Origin of the sequence: Paenibacillus sp. FSL K6-2441 (genome assembly GCF_037964765.1) — a bacterium.
Taxonomy (GTDB): domain Bacteria; phylum Bacillota; class Bacilli; order Paenibacillales; family Paenibacillaceae; genus Fontibacillus; species Fontibacillus phoenicis.
On sequence record NZ_CP150174.1, the window covers coordinates 2,297,224 to 2,323,053 of the forward strand.

20 protein-coding genes are annotated in these 25,830 nt (G+C 50.6%); 14 read left to right on the top strand and 6 right to left on the bottom strand.

What is annotated here, in order from left to right; genetic code table 11:
* Positions 1–121 precede the first annotated feature (121 nt).
* Positions 122–286: a hypothetical protein gene (locus NSQ80_RS10395; protein WP_198136140.1), complete on the top strand. Its 165-nt coding sequence runs from the start codon at positions 122–124 to the stop codon at positions 284–286.
* A 157-nt stretch (positions 287–443) separates the two neighbouring features.
* Complete coding sequence (locus NSQ80_RS10400) at positions 444–1,490, top strand: LacI family DNA-binding transcriptional regulator (protein WP_339302136.1); 1,047 nt, start codon at positions 444–446, stop codon at positions 1,488–1,490.
* 89 nt (positions 1,491–1,579) lie between these two features.
* Here NSQ80_RS10400 and NSQ80_RS10405 read toward each other — a convergent pair whose 3' ends face one another.
* Positions 1,580–2,944, bottom strand: a complete 1,365-nt coding sequence (locus NSQ80_RS10405) for an ISNCY family transposase (protein WP_019007868.1) — start codon at positions 2,942–2,944, stop codon at positions 1,580–1,582.
* 503 nt (positions 2,945–3,447) lie between these two features.
* On the opposite strand from NSQ80_RS10405, the gene NSQ80_RS10410 reads away from it, so the two are divergent.
* From NSQ80_RS10410 to NSQ80_RS10435, 6 genes are all read left to right on the top strand, one after another.
* Positions 3,448–6,246, top strand: coding sequence for a beta-galactosidase (locus NSQ80_RS10410; RefSeq protein WP_009223300.1), 2,799 nt, complete (start codon positions 3,448–3,450; stop codon positions 6,244–6,246).
* Between the two features lie 64 nt (positions 6,247–6,310).
* Complete coding sequence (locus NSQ80_RS10415; protein WP_036644015.1) at positions 6,311–7,234, top strand: ABC transporter permease subunit; 924 nt, start codon at positions 6,311–6,313, stop codon at positions 7,232–7,234.
* Positions 7,235–7,246: 12 nt separating this feature from the next.
* Complete coding sequence (locus tag NSQ80_RS10420) at positions 7,247–8,158, top strand: carbohydrate ABC transporter permease (protein ID WP_009223302.1); 912 nt, start codon at positions 7,247–7,249, stop codon at positions 8,156–8,158.
* A 39-nt stretch (positions 8,159–8,197) separates the two neighbouring features.
* Positions 8,198–9,802, top strand: a complete 1,605-nt coding sequence (locus NSQ80_RS10425) for a DUF3502 domain-containing protein (RefSeq protein WP_009223303.1) — start codon at positions 8,198–8,200, stop codon at positions 9,800–9,802.
* Positions 9,803–10,257: 455 nt separating this feature from the next.
* Positions 10,258–11,676, top strand: coding sequence for a group II intron reverse transcriptase/maturase (ltrA, locus tag NSQ80_RS10430; protein ID WP_339301504.1), 1,419 nt, complete (start codon positions 10,258–10,260; stop codon positions 11,674–11,676).
* 218 nt (positions 11,677–11,894) lie between these two features.
* The gene (locus NSQ80_RS10435; RefSeq protein WP_339302137.1) at positions 11,895–13,196 is read left to right on the top strand and encodes an Nramp family divalent metal transporter; all 1,302 of its coding nucleotides are present in this window, start codon (positions 11,895–11,897) and stop codon (positions 13,194–13,196) included.
* 129 nt (positions 13,197–13,325) lie between these two features.
* Here NSQ80_RS10435 and NSQ80_RS10440 read toward each other — a convergent pair whose 3' ends face one another.
* The 5 genes from NSQ80_RS10440 to NSQ80_RS10460 all read right to left on the bottom strand — a co-directional run bounded on the left by NSQ80_RS10440 (position 13,326) and on the right by NSQ80_RS10460 (position 17,331).
* The gene (locus NSQ80_RS10440) at positions 13,326–13,718 is read right to left on the bottom strand and encodes a hypothetical protein (protein WP_036643827.1); all 393 of its coding nucleotides are present in this window, start codon (positions 13,716–13,718) and stop codon (positions 13,326–13,328) included.
* 85 nt (positions 13,719–13,803) lie between these two features.
* Positions 13,804–15,270, bottom strand: a complete 1,467-nt coding sequence (locus tag NSQ80_RS10445; RefSeq protein WP_323076549.1) for a 4-hydroxyphenylacetate 3-hydroxylase N-terminal domain-containing protein — start codon at positions 15,268–15,270, stop codon at positions 13,804–13,806.
* Positions 15,271–15,400: 130 nt separating this feature from the next.
* A complete protein-coding gene (sleB, locus tag NSQ80_RS10450) occupies positions 15,401–16,051 on the bottom strand; it encodes a spore cortex-lytic enzyme (protein WP_036643830.1) in 651 nt (216 codons plus the stop codon).
* A gap of 142 nt (positions 16,052–16,193) precedes the next feature.
* A complete protein-coding gene (locus tag NSQ80_RS10455) occupies positions 16,194–16,406 on the bottom strand; it encodes a hypothetical protein (RefSeq protein WP_260070260.1) in 213 nt (70 codons plus the stop codon).
* A gap of 31 nt (positions 16,407–16,437) precedes the next feature.
* Positions 16,438–17,331, bottom strand: coding sequence for a protein kinase (locus tag NSQ80_RS10460; RefSeq protein WP_260070261.1), 894 nt, complete (start codon positions 17,329–17,331; stop codon positions 16,438–16,440).
* A gap of 149 nt (positions 17,332–17,480) precedes the next feature.
* On the opposite strand from NSQ80_RS10460, the gene NSQ80_RS10465 reads away from it, so the two are divergent.
* From NSQ80_RS10465 to NSQ80_RS10490, 6 genes are all read left to right on the top strand, one after another.
* Entirely contained in the window at positions 17,481–19,880 is a 2,400-nt protein-coding gene (locus tag NSQ80_RS10465; protein WP_009223309.1) for a polyprenyl synthetase family protein, read from the top strand.
* Positions 19,881–20,193: 313 nt separating this feature from the next.
* The gene (locus NSQ80_RS10470) at positions 20,194–21,672 is read left to right on the top strand and encodes an Lsa family ABC-F type ribosomal protection protein (protein WP_339302138.1); all 1,479 of its coding nucleotides are present in this window, start codon (positions 20,194–20,196) and stop codon (positions 21,670–21,672) included.
* Positions 21,673–21,801: 129 nt separating this feature from the next.
* Positions 21,802–22,893, top strand: a complete 1,092-nt coding sequence (locus NSQ80_RS10475; protein ID WP_339302139.1) for an iron ABC transporter permease — start codon at positions 21,802–21,804, stop codon at positions 22,891–22,893.
* A 3-nt stretch (positions 22,894–22,896) separates the two neighbouring features.
* On the top strand, positions 22,897–23,658 hold the full coding sequence (locus NSQ80_RS10480) for an ABC transporter ATP-binding protein (RefSeq protein WP_339302140.1): 762 nt from the start codon (positions 22,897–22,899) through the stop codon (positions 23,656–23,658).
* Positions 23,659–23,674: 16 nt separating this feature from the next.
* Entirely contained in the window at positions 23,675–24,760 is a 1,086-nt protein-coding gene (locus NSQ80_RS10485; RefSeq protein ID WP_339302141.1) for an ABC transporter substrate-binding protein, read from the top strand.
* 467 nt (positions 24,761–25,227) lie between these two features.
* Positions 25,228–25,728: a hypothetical protein gene (locus tag NSQ80_RS10490; protein ID WP_339302142.1), complete on the top strand. Its 501-nt coding sequence runs from the start codon at positions 25,228–25,230 to the stop codon at positions 25,726–25,728.
* Positions 25,729–25,830: the final 102 nt, after the last annotated feature.

Here is a 25,830-nt window from a genome sequence, read left to right on the forward strand (position 1 = left end):
AAATATAGCAAATATATCCTATAGATAGCCTAACTTCAGATCGATCGTCTCTCTGTTTGATCGAAATTGCATGAAAATTGTAGCTGCAGGAGACGCTATTCAGCGAAAAGGGGATATGAGTATGCCAAACCAAAAGCACGAAAACATCGAAACGGATGGGGATCCGCGCACGATCTACGAAGATACGAGCCCGCATCTCCGGACCGGCTTTATGCCGGAGCAAACGGATGTGACCTCCTTCGAGTCCGAAGAGAGAAATCCGGAGCAAGATCAAACGCGATCCTAAAGGAAACAGGCTTTCTTTAAAAGGAGGGGGCCTGTTTTGTCATGGAAAAGAGGATCTGGGCGGGGAGCGGCGGTATCTGCTTGTTCTATTCTCAAATGCTGGAAATATTGATATACTGGGGGTAATCTGGGCTACTAATTTTGGGGCAGGTGAAATTATGAAACCGATTACAGTCTACGATATCGCCAAAGAAGCTAATGTATCCGTTGCTACCGTCTCACGCGTCCTTAACAATACCGCACCTGTGAAAAAGGAGACCCGGGAACGCATCAACGAGCTGATCAACAAATACCAGTTTCAACCCAATGCGCTGGCTCGAAGCTTGTCGAAGAAGGAAACGGGGATGATCGGCATTATTCTCCCGGATATTACAAATCCGTTTTTTCCAGAAGTGTTGTCCGGGTTTGATCTGGAAGCGCGCAAGCAGGGGTATACTTACTTTCTGTGCGACACGGTCTCAGCCAGTGTGGACAGCGCGGAGCAATATGTCCGGGAATCGCAATATTTGAATGCGCTCGCAGAGAAGCAGGTGGACGGGATCGTCATGATGGGGGGGCGGGTTGATTTGGCCAAACCTGACATGCAACTGATTGAGGAGGTAGCCGAGATCGGCAAAAGGCTGCCCGTTCTACTTGTCAACGGTCGACTCCCTAAATCGGGCCTGAATCGAGTGGCCGTAGACGAACGGTATGGAGCGGAGCTGGCGGCCCAGCATTTGATTGAGCTCGGGCACCGCGACATCGCGATTGTGGGCGGATTCCGTCAGATGTCCAACACGCAGCAGCGGACGAACGCTTTTACGAAGAAGATGGTTCAGGCGGGCCTTGAAGTGCGCAAGGAGTGGGTGCTGCATGGAGGTTTTTCCGTCGCCAGCGGCATGACGTTTATGAATCAATTGTTGGTGCTGCCTAAGCGCCCGACGGCGATCTTTTGTCTGAACGATTTAGTTGCGATCGGCGTGTTAAAGGCGGCCGTCAAAGCTGGGCTGCGCGTCCCCGAAGACCTCTCGATTATCGGATATGATGATACTCCGTTTGCCTCCTATAGCATTCCGGAGCTGACGACCATTTCACTGCATGCTCATGAGCTCGGCCGAACTGCGGGGGAAGTGCTGCACCAAATGATCACAAAGTCGAAGGTGAACAAAACGACCTTGCTGAAGCCGGAGCTGGTTATTCGCGAGTCTACTGCGGCTCTTAACTAGTTGCTCCTGAAAAAGTCGATTTTCAAAAATAGTTTCGGGTTGCTGGCTGGGTTGTGAGGGGGAACTTTCCCTAATGATCGGTTTCCATGTTAGTTTTGGAGCATTTTTGCCGCTCTTTGCAGGTTGTGGGTCAGAATCCCGAAGCCGACCCAGCATTTTGAGCCGACAAAGCCCCGATACCTGCTGCGGTTCAAACCGTACTTCCGCTTGAGAAGACTAATCTTCGCTTCTCCAGCTGCACGGTAACGCTGCAAGTCTTTGAACCATAATTCGTTTTCGTACTCGGATCGGGCAATGCCTTTTTTGCCCTTTCGCGGCAAGCTAGCTCGCTTCACACCAAGTTCGGTAATGGCCGTTTCGTTCTTCTTGCTTGAGAAACCGCGGTCGGTCGCTACAGCTTGCGGCGCTTTGCCGAATTGCTTGATATGCGCCTGTACAGCGGGAACGAGCAGTTCATCATCCGAGGGGTTCCCCTCGTAGACAGCGTAGCCGGTCACAAAGCCGCTTTCCGTCTCGTCGATTCGCACCTTGTAGCCGAACTCAGTTCCTTTGGCCAGCTTACCTTTCTTAATCGGTCTTGCTTCCGGGTCAAAGAAACTGACGATCCGATCTGCGATGATTCGATTGCCGGAAACGACCTGTTTGGCTTGTTCCAACAACTTGCCGGTTAGCGTGACCGCCTCGGTCAGTTTGGTTTTACTTTGTCGAAGAGCAGCTTTGCCCTTGTCTTGCAGTTTCTCGATAACGGCTTGCGCCTTGTTCACAACGTTCTCGGCTACTTCGATTACGCTCCCAGTGATCCGGTCAACTTCTTCCCAAGATTCACGGGTGCGGCGACGTAGAACTTTCGCGATGGACAGAATCTTTTCCTTGATTTCTGCCGTACGATCTTCAAAGCCTTGAACAGTGTGGGAGGCGACTTTCCGGATTTTCTGAATCGTTCGAGTGATGACTTTTACGCCATCTTGCAACAGCGTAGCGTCTGTCGGGTGATGGATGTCGGATTCCACAACCGTCGTATCCGTGCGCAATTTGCGGGTTTTCAGAACGGCTTTTTCCTCACACTGCTTTACGAGTGCGGCATTGATGTCTTCGACGATCTTGTCGCCGTAGCGTTTGCGGGCATAGATGAGCGTAGACGGGTCGGGCATCGGTTCGTCGATGGCAAACCGGCAGAACATTCGCCATGTGATGCTGTCACCGACTTCCTTCACGAGTGACTCGTAGCCCAAATTGTATTTATGCTTCAGGACCATAAGACGGATGTACTTTTCAATTGCAAGCGTAGGACGGCCGCTTTTCTTGCCTTTCGGGTGCAACTCAGTAAACGGTTGAAGAAAACGGTCGTCGTCCAGTAATTGATCTATGATTGCAAGCTCGACCGGCAACTTTCTAACAGATTCCGGGAGAATGGCATCCCAGATGGTCAATTGCTCGTCTCGAAGTTTCAACATTTTCTTCACCTCTTGGAAGGATTCCCGAGGGCTTCTGTTGAACTCCTATAGCAAAGGAATTCTTCCCTCGGGGTGTGGAACTTTGTTATCTCGTCAATAACAATTTCCATTTTGAGGTGCTGAATTCCTTTTAATTATGCTCAAAACACCCTGACTTTTTCAGGGGAAACTAACTAGCGTTAGGAGCTTCGGACCCGCTTCCGGCAAAAAGGGATTGACAACTTAAATCTGGCTGGGCTAGAATAACTGCAAGAAAGCCCTTACATTTTACTCGCAGGTAAATTCTTCTTTATTTCACCCTCCACAAACACAACGAAATTTTACTTCTTTCATCAACTCCGAAGAGAAGCATTCATCTGAACAACACTTGGCACAACAACTGAACATTTCGTTTGCTCCATAGTGAAACCCGTTTCACTATAATTTTATTGACCACAATGTAACGGGTTTCATGAAATGGGATTCATTAAAGTTTAATAATACAGACGTTAGGAGTGGTCGCTATGAGTACGCGTATAGAGTCCGAATCCGTTGTAAGTCTATCTGGCCAGGCTGTCAACATCCATGGGGAGAGCGTGATTCTGCTTTGTGCTTCGCTCTTTTATTTCCGGATTCCCCCCGAGTTATGGCAGGAACGGCTCCAGCAGGTGAGAGAAGCAGGCTACAACTGCATCGATGTCTACTTCCCGTGGAATTTTCATGAGCTCCAGGAAGGAACCTGGGATTTCACCGGGATGCGGGATGCAGATACGTTTCTGCGACTCGCCAGTGAAGCGGGATTATGGGTGATCGCCCGCCCGGGACCATATATTTGCTCTGAATGGGACGGCGGCGGCTTGCCTGCCTATTTGTACGCCAAAGAGCCGGCTCTGCGGATTAGAGATAATGACCCTGCGTTCTTGCAGCATGTGGCCCGGTGGTATGCGCAGATCCTGCCGATCCTTCATCGTCATGAAGTCACGCGTGGGGGCAGCGTCATCTTCGTTCAGCTTGAAAATGAACTGGATTTCTATGACTGCTCCAACCCGGCAGGATATATGGCTGCGCTGCGAGACATGGCTGCAACGCATGGCTTATCCGTCCCGCTGATCGCTTGTGCCGGCCAAGGCGGCCTGGTGCAGGCGTCCGGGTTAACGGAAGGTATCGTGCCGACCTGCAACTTCTATCCGGATGACCGGGATCCCGATTTCGAGCGCAAGGTGCTGCATTATCGGGAGGTGCTTCACAGGCAGGGACTTCCGCTGCTCGTTACCGAGACGAACCGGAGCCATTACCTGCTGCGCAGATTGCTGTCAGCTGGAGCCAAGCTGCTGGGTCCTTATCTGCAGGTGTCTGGCACCAATTTCGGCTTCACCAATGCGATCAATAACTGGGGAAGGCCGCTGGCTTTCTTGACCTCGGATTATGATTTCGGAGGCATGATTTCGCCGGAAGGCCATCTCCGTGAAGAAGTGCAGGAAGCAAAGCTTCTCGCCAGGTTCATTCGTGCCTATGGCCGCGCGATTGCGGAATCTGAGCCGAATTCCGGGAGCAAATGGTCTGTTGCGGGCGAGAAGGAGGGAGTGTTTGGCCCGTATGCGCTGCGTTTGAAAGGCGGTGGAGAGCTGATTTTTGTGACCAACGGTGAGGATCGCTCCAAGCAAATCCACCTGCATAATGAGGAAGCCAGCCATGCTTCATCTACCGGGACATGGACCTTAGCTGCTTCAAGATCCTTGGCGCTGCCGGCAAAAGTGCCGCTAACGAACTGGGGAATTTCAGGACAGCTTGTTTCCTCTACGGCGGAGCTTTACATGGTGGAACAACAGATGGACGGAGTGGTTCTCGCGTTTCACAAGGAGGGGGACAACGGGGAGATTGCCTTAGCCGTCGAAGTTGCCCATGATCCGATTACCGAGGGGATGCAGGTCATCCATCGCGAAGGCCAGTTTATCTTGCAACTGTCTGGAGCAGAGACGGCGTTTTGTCGGTTTGAACTAAAGGAGGGGCGACGCTTTACGGTTATTGTCACAAGCCTTCTCAACGCGCTTCGGACCGAAACGATTCACCTGGATGGGACCGTGACCTTAACCGCAGATCAACCGGTCTCGAATGTCCCCGACCCTACGCCTGCACCCGATTGGCGGTTTGTTGGGAGGGAGGGATGGAAGGCGCCAATCCAGGCTGCGACGGTACAGACGAAGGGGGCGGAGGCAGAATTTTTGGAACGGCTCGGCGTTTACCGGGGATACGCCTGGTATGAGGCGGAGACAAATCTAGTCGCCGCTGAACATCGGCTGCATGGATTTCTGGTGCGTCAAGCGAGTGATGTTGTTTCGCTGTATGCTGACGGAGCGTACCTCGGCACTTTTACTCCCGGCGGAGCCAGCGTGTTTGTTCCGGTGAACGGATCGGATGTGAAGAAGCTTCAGGCGCGTGTGGAGATTTGGGGCCACAGCAATTTCGATGACATCCGGCTCCCAGCGCTTCGCTTGCCTTCCCTGAAAGGGATCAAAGGGATTACGGCCATCACCGCCGTACACAACATTACCTCGAACTGGCGCGTGCATCCGAAGGTCGACCGTTCGCGGCAAGGCACTCTTACAGAGATCGACGAAGCATTATGGCCGGTTGTTAGCTTCGGAAGCTGGCTGTCTGCGGATCATCTATCCCAGCATCTTTTCCGCAGAACGTTTATCCCTGGGGCTGGCGGGGATTCGTGGACGCTGCATTTTCGGAACCTTCAAGGGCATGCGCGGCTTTGGGTGAACGGAATCGATGCCGGTCCCATCCATCCGCTGGACCCCTTTATCGATTTGAAGCCGTATGTCACCCCAGGACAGGAGCTGCAGCTTGAGGTCTACCTGGAACGAACGATGGGGCAAAGCGCCGGACAAGTGCTGGTCTATGAAGGGGTTGAAGCATCGGCGTATACGATCAAGGCGGCGGAGGAAGCTCATTTGAAGGCTGCGGCGGAGCATGAAGTTGCTGCAATTCCGCTTGAATTGCCGCTGACGTTGACCTCAGGTGAGGCAGGATGGTTATTCGCTCCAATTCCGAACGCTGCACAAGGCAAAGGTTGGAGGGTCCGTGCCGCTGGCTCGGGATTAAAGCTTACGGTGTTTATGGAGGAGCGGATCGTCGGCAGGCTGTGGCTGCCAGGAGGTGCGGGAAGGCCGATGATGACTGGCGGCAGCGCGGACTCGTTTTATTTGCCGGGTCCATGGTTTCAGGCGGGGCAAGCGCAGCTGTCTATTTTTCTCGAGGCCGTGGATGAACAGGCTGCAGGCAGCTTAGAGAAGCTTGAGTTTATTTCCGTATAGAAGGGAGAGGCCTATGGAAATCACGACGCCAACAAAGGTACGCCAACGGCCGCAGCTTCACCGGATGCGCCAGCAGGGGTGGTTCAAACGGTTTTGGAACAACAAAACGCTGTTGCTGATGTGTCTGCCGGCTATCATCTTCTTTATCATTTTCGCGTATTTGCCGATGCCCGGCTTGTATCTGGCTTTTATCAAGTACAACTACACGGATGGTATTTTTAAGAGTCCGTTCGTGGGGTTCGATAACTTTCGATTCCTTGTGATGACGGGGGATTTGTGGCGGCTGACTTTTAACACGGTGGTTTATAATCTGGCCTTCATCCTGCTGGGGAACGTCTTGCAAATTACCGTTGCGGTGTTCCTGAACGAACTTCGTCTCAAATGGTTTAAAAAGCTAACCCAAACCTTGATGTTCCTGCCGCACTTTATTTCGGCGGTCCTGATTGGTCTGATCGCTTACAACGTGCTGAGCTACGACTACGGTCTGCTCAACAGCATCCTGACTTCGCTGGGATTCGATCCGGTGAAGACGTATTCGAACGCCACGATCTGGCCGTTTATCATCGTGTTGACGTACTTATGGCAATCGACAGGGTATGGATCGATCGTATATTTCGCCGCCATTATGGGCCTGGATAACGAAATTGTCGAAGCGGCGGAAATCGACGGGGCCGGCGCATTCCAGCGCATTCGTTATATTGTGCTCCCTTGGCTGAAGCCCACCTTTATCATTTTGCTCCTGTTTTCGCTTGGCGGGATATTGCGCGGGAACTTCGGCTTATTCTTCAACCTGGTGGGAGCTAACAACACCGCGCTGTACGCGACGACGGATATCATCGAAACGTATGTGTTCCGCGCCCTCATGACCAACTTCAACTTCTCGATCGGGAGCGCCGTCAGCCTCTATCAATCCGTCTTTGGATTTGTGGTGGTTATCACCGCCAACTGGCTGGTCAAGAAGGTTTCGCCCGACAACTCATTATTTTAGGAGGTACAAGGCATGGATGACGCTCATGAAACGCGAAGCATCCGCACAGATCTAGGCGGCATTATCGTCAAAATCGTCGGCTACCTGTTTATCGGCTTCTTCGCCTTATGCTGTTTGCTGCCCTTCCTGCTGGTCCTTGGCACATCCTTTACGTCGGAAGCGGCGATTAAACGGTTTGGCTTCAATTTCTGGCCCCGGGAATTCAGCACCTTCGCTTACAAAATCGTCTTCGAAAATCCGGATCTCATCATTGGCTCCTATCTCGTGACCATCGGCATTACAATCTGCGGTACCGCACTGGGTTTGTTCTTGGTGGCGATGACGGGGTATGCGCTGCAACGGCCCGATTTTGCTTACCGGAATCGCATCTCTTTCTTTATCTACTTTACGACCTTGTTCAGTGGCGGGCTGGTTCCGTTTTACCTGCTGGTGACACAGTATTTGGGCCTGAAGGATAACTACTTGGCCGTCTTGCTGCCCGGTCTGCTTAGTCCATTCCTGATCATCATGATGAAAAGCTTCGTTCGCTCCATTCCCCACGCGATCACGGAATCTGCCAAAATCGACGGGGCCGGAGATTTCACCATCTTTATCCGCCTAATCTTACCTATGACTACACCAGCCTTGGCCACGATCGGCTTGTTTATCGCCCTGGGGTATTGGAATGAATGGTACAACTCCATGTTGTTCTTATCGCCGGACATGAAGTACCGCCCGCTGCAGCTGTTCCTGTATAACGTCATCACCAGCGCGGACTTCATCCGAAATTCGGCCGCGGCTTCGAACGTGGAGCTGCGCGATGTGCCGCTCGAATCGATGAAGATGGCGACGGCTATCGTGGCGACGGGCCCGGTGATTTTATTTTATCCGTTTGTGCAGCGCTATTTTATCAAAGGCATCACGGTTGGCGCTGTCAAAGGCTAAGGCTTCACAATTTCAAATAGATGAAGGAGGTTTGTGTGAATGGTTCGATGGAAGAAGGCGTCAATTTGGGTCATGGTGAGCCTGCTGGTGTTGCTGCTGGCGTCCTGCGGCGGCGGCTCAAACAACAAAGGGGCGGGCAGCGATGCGGCAAACAATGGGGTGAATTCGGTGAACACCGGTCAAGAGACGGACACGGGAATCGACACATCCAAGTTCGTGAAGATCAGTTATCTCGTTTTGGGGGATAAGCCAAAGAACGGTCAGTTCGAAAAGGTGCTTGCAGAAGTCAACAAAATCATGAAGGAAAAAATCAACGCCGAGCTGGAATGGAAATGGATCGAATGGGCGGATTGGCAGACCAAATACAATCTGGCGTTAGCCTCTGGGGAACCGATTGATCTGATTACGATCGGAACCGACTGGCTCGACACCTGGGGGAATGCGCAGCGCGGCGCCTTCATGAATCTGGATGAACTCCTGCCGAAATACGCGCCGGAAACGTGGAAATCAATCCCGGAAGAGGATTGGGAAGAAAGTAAATACAACGGCAAAATCGTCCTGATTCCGGAGAACGATTACACGCAGTGGGTCAATCACGGTTTCTTCTACCGCGGCGATTGGGCGAAGGAGGCCGGGATTACCGAACCGATCAAGGATTGGGAGGGCATCGAGAAATACTTGCAGTACATTAAGGACAACAAACCGGATGTGATTCCGTGGGACGCAGCGTCAGGCACGCAAACCTGGGGTGGATTTGTTCAATCGTATACGGATGAGCTGGAGCTTCCAATTTCGACCGGTTTCTTGCCCGTATTTACGGCTAAATCCTATGAAGAGCGATTTACTGCTGTAAGTCCAATCTTCGAGGACGTGTTCTTGGATTATGCCACGATGATGAAAAGATGGGCGGATCAAGGCTTCTGGCGTGAAGACGCCCTGAATAACAAGAACAACAACCGCGATGCGCTGAAAGCCGGCTTGTCGGGGCTTGATCAGCATCATACACAGACGTTCTCTGGACTTCGCGTCGAAATGGATAAAGCACAACCTGGTTCGGAGCTGCAAATGTTCCCATTCTCCCGGACGCGCGGCACCAACCTTATGGAGCTGTCGATTACTCATGGCGGTACATCTGTAGGGGCGCACAGCAAAAACCCGGAACGCGCGCTGATGGCCTATGATCTGATTCGCAATAATGAAGAGATTTATCATCTGATCAACTATGGGATCGAAGGCGTACAATACGTGATCAAAGATGGCAAACGTGCACGTCCTGAAGGTTATGATGACGCAAGAGACGGCTTTTATTCAGATTTCTGGGGCGGCCGTGTCGACAAGTTTGAAATTCCCAGCGAAACGACCTGGGATCAGATCGAAGAGACGTTGTATGCGGAATACGATAAGATCAAGAAGCCATATGTATACGGTCGCTTCGTATTTGATAAAACGCCGGTAGAAGCTGAATTGACCGCGATCTCGCAGGTAACCGGAGAGCTTGGTCCGGCCATCGTGATGGGGAAAGCCGGAGACCCGGCGAAGGCGGTTGAAGAGTTCCGCAACAAGCTGAAGCAGGCCGGATACGATAAAGTGTTGGCCGAGCTGCAAAAGCAGTTGGACGCTTATAAAGTTCAGATCGGTGAATAATCGTTATACGGAAAAACAGAACGGACCCGCGAATCGCGGGTCTGTTTTTTTGGTGTGCCACGCATGGCGATTAACTAGGTGGTGAAAGTCCACTGTGGGGGTTTGTAGTTACCAACCACTAGCCAAGAGCAAGGGTGTCCACCGCGAGGTGGAATCCAAAGGAAGCTGGAGGCAAACTTCCGGCCCAAGGAACACGAACATCATCAGGCATAGGATACGGGATGAGTCTGCTAAACAAGACGAAGTCCAATTAACTACACGGACGTACCAATGTAAATGATGTGGGTATATGGAAGGAAAGTGAATCGTCTTACCGTGGGAGGTCTCATGGACGTGAGGAGATGCACTTCGAATCACGGTTGAAACAAGATTTATCATGAGAAGTCAGCAGACGCCATAGTACTGCGAACAGTCGACGGTTCGAGGGAAGGGCTGAACCTTAGGAGGTGAAGTCAATGAAAGTTACCGAAACAGGAGCCAAGGGCAGCCAACTTCCAACGGAAGACTCTCTGCAAAAGAATAGTGCGGAACACGAAGGATATGCGGGAGTGCACAGTCCTGCGAGGATAACCGAAACCGACGACACCAACGCAACCGAGTCGAAGGACCGGTTGCTTGAGAAAATCGTTAGCAGGGACAACTTGAACGAAGCATTCAAGAGAGTCAAAGCGAACAAGGGATCGCACGGAATCGACGGGATGGGAGTAGATGAACTTCTACAATATCTCAGAGACAATGGCGAGACCATCAAGCAACTGATCTTGGGCGGCAAGTACCGCCCGAATCCCGTTCGAAGGGTAGAGATTCCCAAAGAGAACGGAAAGAAGAGAAACCTTGGCATTCCAACAGTGGTTGACCGAGTCATCCAGCAGGCAATCGCCCAAGTGCTTACGCCAATTTATGAGAGGCAGTTTTCAGACAACAGCTACGGATTCCGACCCAAACGGAGCGCACACCACGCGATGAAACGAAGCCAACAATACGTGCAAGAGGGATATCGTTACGTGGTGGATATGGACTTGGAGAAATACTTTGACACCGTCAACCAAAGCAAGCTCATCGAAGTGCTTTCAAGAACGATCAAAGACGGACGAGTGATCTCGCTCATCCATAAGTATCTCCGGGCGGGAGTCGTCGTGAAGCATAAGTTTGAGGACACGGAAATCGGCGTACCGCAGGGAGGGAACCTAAGTCCGATTCTCAGCAATATCATGCTGAATGAATTGGACAAGGAACTGGAAGCAAGAGGACATCGATTCGTGGGATACGCAGACGATATGCTCATATTCTGCCGGAGCAGGAGGAGTGCGGAGCGTACCCTGACGAAAATTCTCCCTTACATCGAGAAGAAGTTGTTTCTCAAGGTAAACCGGGAGAAAACGATCGTGGACGATGCGACAAAAGTTAAATTTCTTGGCTTCTCATTCTACCAGAGCAAAGGGGAAACGCGGGTCAGAATCCATCCCAAATCCGTATCCAAGATGAAAGCTAAAGTGAAAGAGCTAACGTCGAGAAGCAACGGAATGGGCAACACCGACCGGGCGCTGAAGCTTAGGCGTTACATCATGGGATGGGTAAATTATTTCAAGCTTGCTGACATGAAACAACTACTCCAAACCACTGATAAATGGATGAGAAGGCGTATCCGAATGGTCTTCTGGAAGCAATGGAAACGAGTGAGGACGAAACTCGAAAGGCTTATATCGCTCGGAATTCATGAACAGAAGGCGTGGGAATACGCAAACACAAGAAAGGGCTATTGGAGAATCTCCAATAGCCCAATCCTCTCGAAGTCCCTCGGTAACAATAGGCTGAAGAACCTCGGATTCCTTTTCTTTTCTGATTATTATCGACAAGTTACTGCGCATTCCTAATGGAACCGCCGTATACCGAACGGTACGTACGGTGGTGTGGGAGGTCGGCTGCCCAATTAATGGGTAGCCTCCTACCCGATTGAGAGATTGCAAGTTCGCAAGAAAATGGATTTACATTTTTCAAAATGAGGCATATACTAAAACTATAAAGTTGCACTGAGGAAACTTTAATGGATATAGACAACTTTAGTGGGCGCAAGCGCAAGGGAGGGATTCTCATGATGGAACAAAGTATTGCGCAACAAACGACTCCAGTCACATCCAATGGATTGGATCATAAAACGTCCGCACATGCCGCATTGGACGGCAGAACGAAAGGTCTGAAACGGCTTCTTCCGTTTCTTGGACCTGCGTTTATCGCTGCGGTTGCTTATATCGATCCCGGTAATTTTGCAACGAACATCACCGCAGGATCGAAGTACGGGTATCTATTGTTATGGGTGATTTTCGCTTCGAATTTGATGGCGGTGCTGATTCAGTCGTTATCGGCGAAACTAGGGATCGCCACTGGCAAGAATTTGCCCGAGGTTGCTCACGATCGATTTCCGAAGGGCGTGTCGATCTTCCTGTGGATTCAGAGCGAGTTGGTCATTATCGCTACGGATCTGGCCGAATTTATCGGGGCGGCGTTAGGGCTCTATCTGCTGTTTGGCATTCCGATGCTGCCCGCTGCCGTGATCACCGCGATTGGCTCCTTTGCGATCTTGGAGCTGCAGCGTCGGGGATATCGCGCACTGGAGGCGGGAATCGCCGCGATGGTGCTGATCGTTGTTTTGGCCTTTGCCTTTCAAGTGATTGCGGCGAATCCGGATTTTGCTGCCGTTGGCGCAGGCTTAGTGACTCCTCGCTTTGACGGAGTGGACAGCGTCCTGCTGGCTGCGGGTATCTTAGGGGCCACCGTAATGCCTCACGCGATTTATCTGCACTCCTCGTTAACACAAAACCGGATTGTGGGACGCAATGAGGCCGAGAAGAAGAAAATTTTTAAACTGGAATTCATCGATATCGTGTTGGCGATGTTGATTGCCGGGGCCGTGAATATGGCGATGGTCGTTGTCTCCGCAGGGCTGCTCTTCAAAAATGGTCTAGTGGTTGAAGATCTGGACGTCGCCTTCCAACAATTCGGAACGATCGCCGGACCGTTCACCGCCATTTCTTTCGGACTGGGACTGCTGATTGCCGGCCTCTCGAGTTCTTCGGTGGGTACGATGGCCGGGGATGTGGTGATGCAGGGGTTCATCAACAAACGAATTAACCTGTACGTGCGGCGGGCGATTACCACCATTCCGCCGCTGGCGATCATCGTGTCGGGCGTGAACCCGACGAATGCCCTGGTCATGAGCCAAGTGGTGTTGTCGTTTGGGATTGCCTTTGCCTTGATTCCTTTGATTTTGTTCACCTCGAACCGCAAAATTATGGGCGGCCTCGTGAATCATCGGGTGACCACAACGCTGGGGTGGATGATCTCCGCTTTGGTCGTTAGCTTGAACCTGTTCCTGGTCGTTCAAATGCTCTGGTGAGGTGCGTAACAATGAGGACTTCCATTTCCGCGTTGGTGCGGGATGGAGGTCCTTTTTTCAAGTGGACAAGCTAGGGAAAAGCAAAAGCGAAAGAGAGCCGTTTGTGGGTTATCTCCTTCGCTGTCTGCTTTAGAAGCACGTGAATGAGCGAATCCGATTCAAATCGATGCCGAAGTATCCCCAGAAGAAACCAAACCACCGGAATCCGGCAATCGAATTCCGCCCGACGAATACCGGGAAGAACCAGAATTGCTCCCCATTGTTCAGCCAAACGTAGGTGTTGCGGAACAAGCAACGTCTAATTCCGCCCGGATCGATGGCAAACGTGCCGACTTGCATTTGCGGTACAAATTGTGGTGGTGGAGAGGTTGGCGGCTGAACGCCTCCCGGTGCTCCTCCCGGAGTACCTGGGAATCCTCCAGGACCTCCCCCTGGAAAACCACCTGGAAATCCTGGACCACCAGGTACGCCAGGCCCTCCCGGAAATCCTCCGCCGGGTCCCGGCGATGGAAAAAATCCCATATGTGATCGCTCCCTTCAATGTATAGGCACAATCATCATATGCAAATGCGGAGAGGGCGGTTGGGCGAATGCCATGGAAATTGTTTTATTTTTCGTGCTTCTCACTCAGGCCAAGAAACTGGTAAATTCGCGACTTGTATTGCTCCAGGCTTTCGTAGCAGCCATACATGCGGCTTGCGATCGTCTTCCCATTCCCAAAGAAGAAGCGTTCAAACTGGTTTTGTCTGCCGCCAAACGCGCTGCCGCCCAGCTCCCAGGCCAGCCTGAAGAGGGCGATGCGATCTTTTGCCAGACTGGATATTCCCTGCAAATAGGTATCGAGGTAAGCTTGGTTTTCCGAATTGAAGTCTGCCCCAAACGGGTTCATGATCAGTTGGCTGGCGCTAATCGTACGGATCATCTTCAGCGCTTCCTCATGCAGATCGGGAAACTGGATACCCGCGGCGGTCAGCGGTGCCAGCGCTGGAACATAGTAACCGGATGCGGTGAAGGTTCCGCCGGTCTCGGCCGCCATACGCAATGCTTTCAGGTTCTCCAGCATTGCCATGATTTTGGCGATTGAATGAAGGAACGAGGGCTCGCCATCCGCATTCTGCTCCATGGCCAACGCTTGCAGCAGCCCTAGGAAAAATTCAGTCTTCGCAATGTACCGCGTGAGGATCTGGTGACCGGCGTATGCATGGAAGTGCCCTTCATGAAACAACCGATCGCACAAATCCTCTTCGCCGAAGAAAAATACCCGATCCCGCGGAACGAGAACCCGATCAAAGATCACCATCGTGTCCATTTCCTCAAACCGGCTGGAGAGGGGGTGATCATAACTTGAATCAAACGCGTGGCTCTCTCGGCAAATAAAGGTCATTCCCTCCAAATCATTTGGTACCGCAAAAGCGAATGCGCTGGGATTCACCTTCCCGTCTCCCAACATAAAGGAAGGCGTGGGGAGGACGAGGATTTCCTCGCAGGTGGGTCCCTGGGTCGCCATCAGAAAAGCACCGCTTACGACAAGACCCTCAGGAAGGATCTCTACCACCTTGGCGGCCAGGGATTCATCATGATCAACCGGTCCGGACATTTTGCTGATCATCGGCTGAACAAAGGCATGGGATAACGTGATGTCATTTTCCCGACAATACTCGTAATACGTACGCAGATTCTGTCCATACTCCGGCGCGACAGCCTCCATCATGGAGGCAGCGGTATAAAACGACATCAACGCGGTGTTCATATAGTCGGGGGAACGGCCGAGAAATCCATGATGCAAACCGGCCCAAATCTCGGACATCCTCCTTCTGCGAACTAACTCTTCGGGAGTGGTCGGCGGCAAAAATGAAAGGCCAACGCGCTCCTCGGTGGTCGGTGACACATACGTCATGACGTCCCGCAGGTCATCCTCGCATTGCTTATCGTACATCGCGGCCTGCGTCCGGATCAGACCTCGAAAGGCAGGGTGCTCGGATAACGGAACGTTAACGCGTTCGCCGTTGTACCATAACCGGATGCGCTTGCGGTTGATCCGTTCGATGTACTGTTTTCCGTTTTTAATGGGCATCGTCTTCTTTGTCCCCTTTACTTGTAATAAGTGCAGTTTTTTATATATAGTGCAGGGGCATTTAGGAATGTGCTTCTTAAAAGAACAGGATCTTGCGAAATTCGCAAGACCCTGTTTCAGCTCTGATTCATTAACTAGTGAAGATGTGGTTGCCGATTTGAAGCTTCTGCGGACGCGACCAAATCCATTTGCTTGTCGCTGTTTTTGGATTGAAATAATAAAGCGAACCGTAGGACGGATCCCAACCTCTGACCGCATCCAGTGCAGCTAGATAAGCCGTGCGGTCCGGTGTAAGCCAAATTTGTCCGTCATCGACCGCAGTAAAGGCGCCCGGTTGAAACACGACACCGTTGATTGTATCAGGGAATAAAGACGATTGAATCCGATTCATGACGACGGCACCCACCGCCACTTGTCCGGTATACGGCTCACCTCGAGCTTCACTATAAATCACTCGGGCCAACAGATCCATTTCGCTTTGATTTAGCGAATATTTTCTCAGCGCCGCCCAAGTCTGGGGGCCAGCCACACCGTCAACCTGAAGCCCGTAACGCGACTGGAACGTACGCACGGCTTGTTGCGTTTTTGTCCCGTAATATCCGGTAAGTTGTTCATTGAAGATGCCCAGCGCCTTCAGTCGGTATTGAAGATCCCAGACATCCCCGCTCGTGGAGCCCAGCTTCAGCGTCCCGGAGGCTGCCTGCGTTGGCGCTGCTCCGCCCAACAGGCCTACCGAGAGCACGATCACAAAGAGTAAAAGGAATCCTCGGAATTTGTTCATTTTGGGTGACCTCCTTTCCCTACAACATTGTAGGGAAGACTGTAGAGCGGGACAACCTACAACTTTTGGCATTCAGCGGGAAGTCAGGGAAGGGGTGAGAAAAAAATCCCCCTCAAAGGTTGAGGGGGAGACAGGTTTCCGGCTAACTGGAGCTATGTCTTCTCGATTTGTAATAACCGGATCCCATGTAGCCGTGGCGGTGCTTGTAGTCGGAGGAGGAGCGTCCCATCATCGGCCGAGTGTACCCGTGGCTGCTGCTGTAGCGCTTACCGTAATGTCTAGCCGAGCTGCCGTAATGCCTTCGATGGCTATGCGTAGCGGAATGAAGTAATTTATTCAGAAATCTTCTCAGCATGTCATGTCCCTACCTTTCTGATATGAAATCCTTACATTCTATTGTATTCGTTGTTGGACATAAAAGAAAACGGACGTTCCGCCGCCTGGGACAAAAAGACGCGCATGGCCTTAGCAGCTTCTAAAGCGTCCGCAAAGGGCTGGCGCAGTTGGAGCAGCCGCTCAATGATTTCGATCAGGGAGTGGGAGAGGGGCAGCTCTTCCTGCCAGCTTAGATCCTTAGCGTTTGTGGCGGAGCGAGAGGATTCAAAGGCAGAGTAGAGCAAGAACAGCATAAAATGGCCGACATCCACCAGATCCGATTGCGGCTCCGCCGGGCTCTGTAAACGAGTCACATATGGACTTGACCCGATGGACCCACGAAATGACTTAACTTCCAGCAGTGACAACGGTGGTTCACCCATCGCGCGGGCCAACCCAAAATCGATTAGGCTGAGTTGTCCCTCCTGCAGCAGGATGTTAGGCATTCGCAAATCAAGATGAACGAATCCCTGCTGATGGATGTACCCGATCAGCTCCAGCAGCTGCAGGGTGATTTGGGCACTATCTGCTTCGCCAAAGCGTTGTCCTTGCTCAAAAATCAAATCCTCCAGCGTTGATCCTTCCACCAAGGACATCACCAAAAAGGAATGACGTTTATTCGTAATCCATTCTTTAAAAACGGGGAGCCGCGGGTGATTTAAGGATTGCAGGATCCGTGCTTCTTGCTCCAACAGCTGCCCGGACAATGCGCCTTTGCTGGGCCTGGCTTGCTTCAAGACAACCGGCCGATGCTCCAGCTGATCGAGGGCGAGATAGGTGATTCCGTAGCTGCCTTCGCCGATCACGTCCTGGATCAGATAACGCTGTCCGATCAGCGTGTTCGGATCTGCTCGGTAATCCCGCCATGCTGCGACAAACTCCCGAATATAAGCTGGAAATCGCATGCCCGCGTCCCCTCCTTCCATAAAATCATTCCTAGACCTAAGTCTAGGTTGGATACAGACTATTGCACGTTTTTGACGTTCTGTCGTTTATACTATTATAAAAGATAATGGTCTTGGAAGAAGACAAAAATAAGCCGAGGGATGCAACGATGACGATAATGAAGGCGAACACGGAACAAGCGGATAGGTGGTATCAACGGGCCGAAAGCAAAGCCGCACGTTACTTGGACTTGTTGCAGGAACAGCTCCGCTCGAAGAGCTACGTGTCCAGACTGCTCGATGATTTCATATGGTGGAAAAAAAAGCACCTTCCACGTCAGAAATTGCTCCCGATCTGGCGACGCGGCGCCAAACCGCCCGATTCATCGGAGGGTTCCCGGTTTCTCGCATGGCTGGCCCGTGCAGGGAAGCTGGACGATTATTTGGAGCGGAGCGTTTCCTATATGTATCTGCGGGATCTCGGTCAGGATTTGTCCGATCCCCGAACCCGTGCCAAGATCCAACGCATGGCAGGCGGGTTGAAGAAGTCTCTCGTCTCACCGGATGAAGCAACGGTCGGAACGGGAATCATGGAAGAGATGATCAGCTTAGCTTCCGTCTATCGCTGGGCTCAGCGAGAGGGCGTGGAGGAAGCGGTGATTTGGGTGATGGAGCGGTTAAAGGGCGTTAGGTCCCATCTCCCGCCAGAAATGAATGCCGAGGAAGCCGAGCGCAAGCTCATCAAAATCATCTTGGGCGTCGTGATGCACGTCATGGACGAAATGGAGGGCCACAAAGGCTCTGCGGAGCGTTCCCGCCGGCTCGGAGAGGCAATCAAACTGGGATATTATTACGGGCTGACCTACCCGTTTATTGATGACCTGCTGGATTCCGGAGCCTTAAATGCCGAAGAGCAGGAACAATATTCCCGTATGATTCGCTTGACGATCCGAACGGGTATTGTACCCGAGCTTGGGGAGTGGAGCGGCCGCCATCAAGAGCTGGTTCGATATATCCATACTGAGCTTCGGGAAGCGTATGAATTTATCCGCGGTTATCAGAATCCGGGTACGCAGGACGTATTTTTCGAGCAATCGTATATCTTTTTTGAATCCCAGGACGCCGATCGCTGCAAAACATTACATGATGCGCATTATACCAATGAAGAGTTATACCTGCCCATTATTTTAAAATCCGCCTCGTCGCGGCTGATCGTTCGTTCCGTGATTTCTGCTCCCCAGGATGAGGGGTTTGACCAGCGTGTATTCTATTACGGCCTCTACAATCAGCTGGCTGACGACTTTGCGGACATGGCCGCAGACCTTGATGCAGGAGCGGTCACGCCTTATACGTATTATTTGACCTACCGGCATGAACGACCGGATTTGATCAATCCGTTTGAATTGTATTGGGCGGTCATTTCGCATTTGATCCACCATGTCTACCGTTCGGAGCCCCAAACCCGTGAAATCATTTTAGCGCGTGCCATCAATGGACTCAAACGATATCAAAGACGGGTTGGAGTAGAGCGGTTTCATGAAGTCTTGGCGATTTTTTCGATCGGTCATCCGGAGCTGGAGGATCTGATTCAGCTTCTGGTTCGTCGTGCGGCGGATGTAGATTTCTACGACAAATGGCTGCGGGACCAGTTGCTAATGGCGTTGCGAGCGAATCGGCAAGAGCAAGAAGCATTTGTTGAGCTTGTCCAAACCGCTCGAAAGCATGTAGATGCGATATTGCCAATTACAAGCACAGCATCGTCTTTGATTACGGAAGATCCCCTCCTGGTGGATACGGCCAATTACAGTCTGGAAGGCAGCGGGAAGCGGCTCCGCCCGATCTTAGCATGGGTGATGGGCGTGCAGGTATACGGACTGGATCCGGCTGCGTTATCCCCTTTGTTCCGGGCGCTCGAATACATGCATACCGCCTCTCTGATCTTTGATGACTTACCGTCTCAAGACAATTCTCCATCCCGCCGTGGCAAGCCAACGCTGCATGAAGTGCATAACAGCGCCATTGCCGAGCTTACGGGAATTTTCCTGATCCAGAAGGCGGTGGAAGAGCAGGCATCTTTGAAAGGCTTCGACAACGAGTCCGTGCTGGCGCTGCTGCAATACTTATCCCGGAAGGCCGGGGAGATCTGCATGGGGCAAGCGATGGACTTAAACGCCAAAGGCAAGGTGTTAACCGTAGAGGAGCTCGACCGGATTTGCTTCTACAAGACGGGAATTGCGTTTGAAGCCTGTTTGGTAGCACCGGCGATTTTGGCTCGGGCTAACGAGACGGAAATCGCCGTTCTGAAGAATTTTGCTTATCACACTGGCATCGCTTTTCAAATCAAAGACGATCTGCTGGATGGGGAAGGGGATCCGCGTTTACTCGGCAAACCAACGGGGAAGGACATTGAAAACGGCAGTTCCACCTATGTGACTGTACTGGGGACGGCTGAGGCAAACAAAGCGATGTGGGAGCATTATTGCCTGGCGATGGAAGCGCTCATGGAGCTCCCGAAACCTCCGGTTTTTCTTAAACACTTACTGCACTACATCATTAACCGGGAAACTTGACATGTCATCCTAAGATCGATTTGAATTGCTGTGGTGTGCCTTGCACTCATGTCAGCAGTATGTTAGAATACGACTATCTTAAATGAGGGAGCTGAAACGGATGGATATTTCTTGCTAAGAAGATGGAACCGTAATGCGAGCGTGAATCGCATGGTTTATTTCTTATGCAAGAAAGATACTTCATCCTTTCACTCCAATCGTATATATTCTAAATCCATCCCCGCCGGCAGGGTTGGATTTGTTGTATATTTTTGGGCTGCAGGAAAGCTATCTTTCTTGCAGCCCATTTTTTTATGCAGGAGGGATGTTGTTCATGTCATTAATTCATGTGAACCATCTAACGTTTGCCTATGAAGGCAGTTACGATAACATTTTCGAGGATGTGAGCTTTCGCATCGATACCGATTGGAGGCTGGGCTTTACCGGCCGGAACGGACGGGGGAAGACGACCTTCCTGAATTTGCTGCTCGGCAAATACGAATACAGCGGACAAATTTCCGCGGATGTCAGCTTCGATTACTTCCCGTTTGAGGTCAAGCATCCGGAGAAGAATACGCTGGATGTTGTAGAGGAAATTGTTCCGGTCTATGAGTTGTGGGAGCTCATGCGTGAGCTTTCTTTACTGCAGGTGTCCGATGATGTGCTGTACCGTCCTTTCGAGTCTTTGTCGAACGGGGAGCAGACCAAGGTAATGCTTGCCGCCTTATTTCTGAAAGAGAATCACTTCCTGCTGATCGATGAACCAACGAACCATTTGGACATGGAAGCCAGAGAGCTCGTGGGTGATTATTTAAACCGCAAGAACGGGTTTATCCTGGTTTCTCATGATCGCGCCTTTTTGGATCGCTGCGTGGATCACATCCTGTCCATCAACAAGACAAACATTGAGATTCAGAAGGGCAATTTCTCCGATTGGTGGGAAAATAAAAGGCGCCAGGACAACTATGAGTTAGCCGAAAACGAAAGGCTGCAGAAAGACATTAAACGCCTGTCGGAAGCGGCGAAGCGGACGAGCAACTGGTCGCATAAGGTGGAAAGTACGAAAAACGGCACACGAAATTCCGGCTCCAAAGTGGATAAGGGCTACATCGGTCATAAAGCGGCCAAGATGATGCAGCGCTCCAAATCGATCGAGCAACGACAACAGAACGCGATCGAGGAAAAGTCGAAGCTGCTCAAGAACATTGAAGCCTCAGAAAGCTTAAAAATCGCCCAGCTGCCTTACCATAAAACGCAGCTTGCCGAATTTGACCGCGTTTCGATCCACTACGGCGAGAAGCAGGTGTGCCGCGATATCAGCTTTACGATCGAACTAGGCGACCGGATCGTGCTGATGGGCCGTAACGGCTCGGGAAAGTCAAGCATTCTGAAGCTGCTTTGCGGGGAGGATATCCGCTATACCGGCACGGTACGTCAAGGGAGCCAATTGAAAATCTCTTATGTGTCTCAGCAAACCTCTTGGCTGCATGGGAATTTAACCGATTTTACCAGAGAGCATGACATTGATGAAAGTTTGTTTAAAGCGATTTTGCGGAAATTGGATTTCTCCAGATTGCAGTTTGAGAAGGATATCGCGGATTACAGCGGGGGCCAGAAGAAAAAGGTGCTTATCGCGAAAAGCCTCTGCGAAAAAGCGCATTTGCTGGTATGGGACGAACCGCTGAATTTCATTGACGTGATCTCGCGTATGCAGATCGAAGATTTGCTGCTAACCTATGAGCCTACGATATTGTTTGTTGAGCATGATCGCGAGTTTTGCGAGCGGATTGCGACCAAACAGGTACAACTATAACATACTTTCAACCGCGTTCATCGCGGTTTTTTTATTTAAAAAATTTTCAAATTTCGGATTGTAATTTTATGAACAATGTCTTATTATCATATCTATGATAATGATTCTCATTATCATGATCATCGTTTTATGGGAGGTGAAATTCTGAATACTACAGCCGCGAATCAAAAAATGGGGAGTCTCTATTACCTCTTAATCCTCCTATTAATCGTACTGATTGGGGTATCCGCGGTTTATTCCGTATCCATTGGTCAAGTCCATATTCCATTTAAACAAGCGATAACCATTATGCTGAACTTCTTGTCACACGGTCGATGGGGGTCGCTGGAGCATATCGATAACCAATCCTACCTGAACATTATTCTGCAAGTTAGGATGCCTCGTGTCATCTTTGCTCTTCTTATCGGCATGGGACTCGCATTGTGCGGAGCCGTCATGCAGGCCGTGGTGCAAAACCCGCTCGCGGATCCATACATACTTGGCATCTCGTCCGGCGCTTCGCTTGGAGCCACCTTCGCCATACTGATCGGGTTCGGAAGCGGTGCGCTATTGTCCCAGTTCGGCGTAGCTTTTGGTGCCTTTGTTGGCGCGATGATCGCGTCGATCGCCGTGCTGATTCTATCCAGCATTGGAGGCAAAGCAACATCGGTGAAGCTCGTGTTATCCGGGGTTGTCCTCGGCGCTTTGTGCAGCTCCTTCTCCAGCTTGATCATCTATTTCGCCAACGATGCAGAGGGAATTAAATCCGTGACCTTCTGGGCGATGGGCAGTTTGGCTTCCTCCAGTTGGGACAAAACACCGATCCTGGCGGTGATTGTGATTCTAGGGTGCGGGCTGTTTCTATTTCAACATCGCGTGCTGAACACGATGCTGTTAGGCGATGAATCCGCGATTACCCTGGGGATTAACTTAAGCATTTTTCGCAAATTGTACATGGTCTTGACCGCGCTAATTACCGGTACGATGGTGGCTTACGCTGGGATGATCGGATTCGTAGGTCTGATCATCCCGCATATCGCCCGAGGTCTATTTGGCGCAGACCACAAGCGATTGATGCCTGGAACCCTGCTTCTAGGCGGACTGTTCCTGATCTGGTCGGACATTTTGTCCAGAACGCTCATCCATAACGTCGAATTACCCATCGGGATCATTACTTCGGTGATTGGGTCGCCCTTATTTATCTATATGATCGTGAAAAAAGGCTACAATTTCGGAGGTTAAAGCATGGAATTGACCGCGAAACACTTGGAGATCAAGATCGGAAAAAGAGAAATCGTCAAAAATGTTTCGATCCACGTCAAAAACAAGCAGTTTGTTGGACTGATCGGGCCCAATGGATGCGGAAAATCGACGTTGCTAAAAAGCATCTACAAGAGCTTGGTCCCGCAGAACGGCACCGTTTTTCTGAATGATATGGATGTATTAAAGACTTCAGAAAAAAAGGTGTCGCAACAATTAGGCGTGGTCGGTCAATTTAATGAGATGCATTTTGATCTAACGGTGCAACAAATGGTGATGTTGGGCCGGACACCCCACAAAAAATTGCTGGAGTCCGATAAGCAAGAGGATTATGAAATCGTAGAGGAAGCCTTAAGAAGAACGAATCTGCTCGAATACAAAAACCGCAGTTATTTGTCTTTGTCCGGGGGCGAGAAGCAGAGGGTTATTTTAGCGAGAACCATTGCCCAACAGCCCAAGTTCATGATTTTGGATGAACCTACGAATCACTTGGATATTCGTTATCAGCTAGAGATCTTAACCTGTGTGAAGTCGCTGCAGATCGGTGTGTTGGCAGCGCTTCACGACTTGGAAATGGCCGCCCATTATTGCGATTACCTATATGCGATCAAGGACGGCGAGGTTTATGCACACGGAAGACCGGAAGAAGTTCTGACACCGGAAGTTATCGAGTCACTTTATCACATCAAATGCCAGACATATATCAATCCGATTACGAACGGATTAAGCTTCGCATATGGAATTTAGAAGGGGAGAACGAAGGATGAAGAAGAAAATATGGCTTGCCTTAAGTTTAACATTCCTGCTGACATTAACGGCTTGCGGAGGGGCAAACACGAGCACAAGCACAAGCAGCGGCTCGGCGTCAGCGCAAAATCAAACTGAAAATCAAACTCAAAACCAAGCTCAAAATCAAGAAGCAGCTACCAGCCAGTATCCCGTAACGATCGTTAACTACGCGAAAGCGGAAGGCGGTACGGTGTGGGAAGAGAAAGAGCAAGTCTTCGACAAAGCGCCTGAACGGATCATGGCAAATACAAGACCAGCCGCTGAATTGCTGTTGCATTTAGGGTTAGGCGATAAAATTGTTGGGGTCGGAGCAAACTTCGGTGCACCGGATCCATCGGTGGAAGAGGAATACAACAAACTGAATATTTTGAGCGATGGATACGTTGGGAAGGAAGTTACCCTTGGAACGGATCCGGATCTGGTCTTTGGGCGCGGCGGTTTATTTGAGAACGCCGATTGGGGTGTCGGCACCGTTGACGTATTAAATGATATGGGCATTAAAACTTATGTTTTAGAGTCTTCGATTACCGGAGGAACCTATGAATCAGTCTACAAGGATATCGAGAATTTAGGGAAAATCTTTAATGTGCAGGATAAGGCAAATGAATTTATTCAAGAATTAAAAGCAAGACAAGAAGTCATTAGCTCCAAACTGGCGGGCATTACCGAAGAAAAAACCTTCGCTTTATTATTTATGAGCGATCCAAATGAAGTCAGCGTCTATGCCGCCCATGCTGAAACCTTCTTTAACGATGCGTTCCATATGGTGAAGCTTAAGAATGTCTTCGAAAATAATACCAGCGACGAGGTAAGTGTGGAATCGCTGATCGGGGCCGACCCGGACGTCCTGATCGTCCCGGATTGGAGAACCTATGACGGATCGGATCCCAACACGCTCAAAGAAGCGCTTTATAACAATCCGAAATTATCCAGCATGAAGGCGATCAAGAACAAACAGATCTACGCGGTCGACTACAACTATATGTTTGGCTATGGCTACAACACGATTGATGGGATGGAGCAGTTGGCGAAAGAAATGTATCCGGATTTGTTTAAATAAACGGTGGGATATAAAAAAACAAGGCAAACCGCAAAAGCGGATTGCCTTGTTTTTTGTTAATTATTGTAGCTTTCTACGCCTCGACGTTATCTAACTGCGCAGCTTTGGCAGCTTGTTTGACATGCATTGTTTTCATAACGAATCGAGCGATCGGTTGGGCGAGCAACATTTCGATCCAGAAAGCGATGCAGAAGTTTTTAGGCCAATGATAAAAGAACTCCTGGATTGGATCTACACTGATATGACGCTGTACAACCCAAGATTCAATGACCCCTATATGATGACGACAAAGAAAGCTATTGGGTGCTTCCCGGCTATATGAAAGGAATCGAGGAGGGCGGTGGAATCCCTCGAAGGGAGAATAGGGGAGCGTCATCAGTCTCAAACCGCTTTTTTCAGGCTAAGGATGCAAGCTGGGCAGATGAGGCATATACATATAGTTAAGTTCATCGGAAAGGGGTGGCTCCATGAGATTTACGGTGCAATATATCCCTCTTAACAAGCTTAGACCCGGCATCTCTGTTCAACTTACCCAGCGAATCAAGTCGCTTCGAAAGGCCGCGCACGATTGCATGCATCTGATGGTTGTCCGCAAAAGCCGGAAGCACGGAGGATACATCATCGTTAGCGGAAATCACCATTACGAATTTTTGAGAAAGCATACGAAAAATACAGTGGCTCCATGCTTGGTGGACCAAGGTAAAACCTCCGAGCGCGTAGAATCGTTGATCCATTATTTTCGCAAACCCAATTTGCCCTATGAAGTCCCGCGTGTTCAACGGGATCGGACATCCGCGAGCAGCTGGTCCATCATCCGTAAATTTTTGCGACAAGAGCCTCGGTTCAAGCAATTATCCCGTACACAGCAGCTGAAGGTACTTCGGCTTGCAATCCAATACCGGAAAACGACCATCCAATCGATGAAAGCCAAGGTCGACGGTTACCTTCGAACCAAGAAAACTGGATAAACCTACCGTGGTGTGCACAGCTAACAAATCGTGTCGTGATTGCGATCCCGAAAGAGGATTTAGTATAATGTTCGTATTCTTTCTAATTCCAAATTTATCTAA